This window comes from Pseudactinotalea sp. (assembly GCF_048594945.1).
Taxonomy (GTDB): domain Bacteria; phylum Actinomycetota; class Actinomycetes; order Actinomycetales; family Beutenbergiaceae; genus Pseudactinotalea.
On the sequence record NZ_JBMDXJ010000163.1, the window covers coordinates 1 to 2387 of the forward strand.

Below are 2387 nucleotides of genomic sequence, written 5' to 3' on the forward strand. Positions count from 1 at the left end.
CTTGGAGCATGAGGTAGTCGAAGTGGTCGGTCATGACCAGGGTGGCGGCGTGGGGGTTGTTGTGGGCGACCATGCCCAGGCCGGTTCGCGGTGGCCGTAGTCGGTGGCCTGGTCGGGGATGTCCTGCCAGCGGCAGATGCCCACGACCCCTCGCCGGCGTGCGCGGCCCCACAGCTCGGGATCTGGGGACCTCACCCTGTGGCCTGGTTTCCGAGGGTGTTGCAGTGTTGCTGGGCGTGTTCCGTGACGGGTTGGATGAGTTCTGATACCAGCTCCAGCGCGAGGTCCTCGTCGTCCGGATACGTGGTAAGGACGCGAGCCAAGTAGGGGCGGGTCTCGCCCTTGAATGTGCAGTCGGCCGCGGCGCTCGCCAGCCCTGGCCACGCGTATGCCTCATAGGGTCCGGGGACGGCGACGGCCTCCGGTTTGGGCCAGCTCCGCATTCCGTAAGCGACTGGAGGTTCCGTTACCCCTCGGTCGGCGTAAAAGGATGCGATAATATAGATTACGGGAATTCCGTCGACTCGGTACAGGCAGCTGAATGTGCCGCTCTCTGCATCGATAAAGTTGTGGTCAACCTCAAGGCGCTCCCCTGAGGTGAAGATCGGCTCCAAGTTGACGTCGATTGGCGGCATGTTACAGAGGCTCTGAGGTACTTGGTACAAGCGTTCAGGTTCTTCCTCGGCTTCGCTCGAGGCGCAACCCCCGATAGACAAAAGAGCCAGGACTGTGCCTGCGCCGGCGGCCCAGTGCTTCGCGGTCAATTACTTGCTCCCTTCAAGCGACCCGCCCCGAAAGAAGTGTTGGCGTGGTGCCTGGCTGCGTCCTTGTATCGTTCTGCGTCTATGTGGTCGGGGAGTGGGTCTCCGTACTTGTTGTGCAGGGCGGCTTCGACGGCGGTGGCGGCTCCTGCCTCGTTCTGCGCTTCTGAGTCGTAGCGCACTTCTGCTCTTTCATTGGCGGCGTTTCGCGCCTTCTCTTCTTCCAGCTCCTTGTAGAGCCCTGCGTTGATTTCGTCGAAGATCTTCGCGGTAGCGGTTCCTGCGAAGGGGAGGTTCTTGGTGGCGGTGTCGGAGATGGTGTTGAGGCCTCGCTCGCTCCATTTCTTCCAGGTCTTGAGGCCCTCTTCGTCCATCATTTCATTATGCGCAGACGCGGCCCGGGATTCCGCCATGATGCCCGCGGTGACCGACCCCGGGTCCACTGCCCGGCCAAGTGACTGCTCGACGGAGTCCTCGAAATAGTCGTTGTCCATAGCCTGTTCGACTGCGAGTCCGGTCTGGGCGCTGGAGGCGCCTTCGATGGCGGCAAAGGCATCCTTGTCGAGGGCGAGTTGGTAGAGCAGTCGTTCGGTGTTGGGGAGGTCCGTGCGGGGCAGGTCGGGGCGGTTGGGGATGTCGCTGTAGTCGCCGAGTGAGGCGTGGACGACGGCGATGTGTTCGGCGGTGACCATGCCGATGCGTGAGGCGCGGTAGGCGTGGTCGCCCTTGGGCGCGAGGAGGTGGGTGCGGTCCTCGTAGTAGCGGAAGACCTCGATGCCGATGTCCTGTTGTTCGCGGGTGGGTGGGTCGGTGGCCAGGGATTGGTCGGCGTCGGGGGTGCGGCCGGTGGTGGCGGCGACGAGGGCGTCGGTGAGGCCGTGACGTTCGGGGTTGGACGGGCTGAGGGGGTATTCGGGGCCGGGACGTGCCTTGGCGTCGTCCTCGTCCTCGCCTTGGAGCATGAGGTAGTCGAAGTGTTCGGTCATGACCAGGGTGGCGGCGTGGGGGTTGTTGTGGGCGATCATGCCCAACTGCCGGTCGAGGAGGTCGACGGACCGGATCTCGCCGGGGTCGCCGTAGGCGGCGTGGCGCCATTTCTGCGGGTCGGTGGCCTCGGCGGTGATCATGTCGTCCGTCAGCAGGTACAGGTACGGCGCGGAGGCGGGGCGGTCGGAGGCTTCGAGGTGGGAGATGATCCGTTCGTAGCCGTAGTACGTCTCGCGGGGGTCGCCGGCAGGGTCGGGGCTCTTGGCCAGTTCGCGGTGGCCGTAGGCGGTGGTCTGGTCGAGGATGTCCTGCCAGCGGCGCCCCTCCCCGGTCCGCAGCCATTCCTGGAACTCCGGGTCCTGCGGGTGGGCGTTCCTCAGGTGCGCGGGGACGCGGGTGGTGGTGGACAGGACGGTGCCGACGCCCCGCTCGACTCGCGAGACCAGATGCACCAGCGCGGGGGAGAGGTGGCTGCCCAGCTGCATCAGCCCCTCGACACCCAACTCGTCGGCGAGGGTGTCGGCGAACGCCTGGTTGTCCCCGTGCTGGTCCAGCATCTCCGCCACCCACTGCTGCTGCAGCACGTTGGCGCGCAGCAGCGGGCCGGCCGCGTCCGCCACCTGGCGTGCCAGGGCTGCC

2 protein-coding genes are annotated in these 2387 nt (G+C 65.7%); both read right to left on the reverse strand.

Going from position 1 to position 2387, the window contains the following annotated elements:
* Positions 1–191: 191 nt before the first annotated feature.
* Positions 192–635: a hypothetical protein gene (locus ACOJSN_RS07425; protein WP_420111868.1), complete on the reverse strand. Its 444-nt coding sequence runs from the start codon at positions 633–635 to the stop codon at positions 192–194.
* A 125-nt stretch (positions 636–760) separates the two neighbouring features.
* A partial coding sequence (locus tag ACOJSN_RS07430) for a hypothetical protein (protein WP_420111869.1) occupies positions 761–2387 on the reverse strand: 1627 nt, incomplete at its 5' end.

Coding starts and splice junctions, on each gene's coding strand:
- ACOJSN_RS07425 (WP_420111868.1), bottom strand. CDS start 635: ATGCCGCCAATCGACGTCAACTTGGAGCCGATCTTCACCTCAGGGGAG.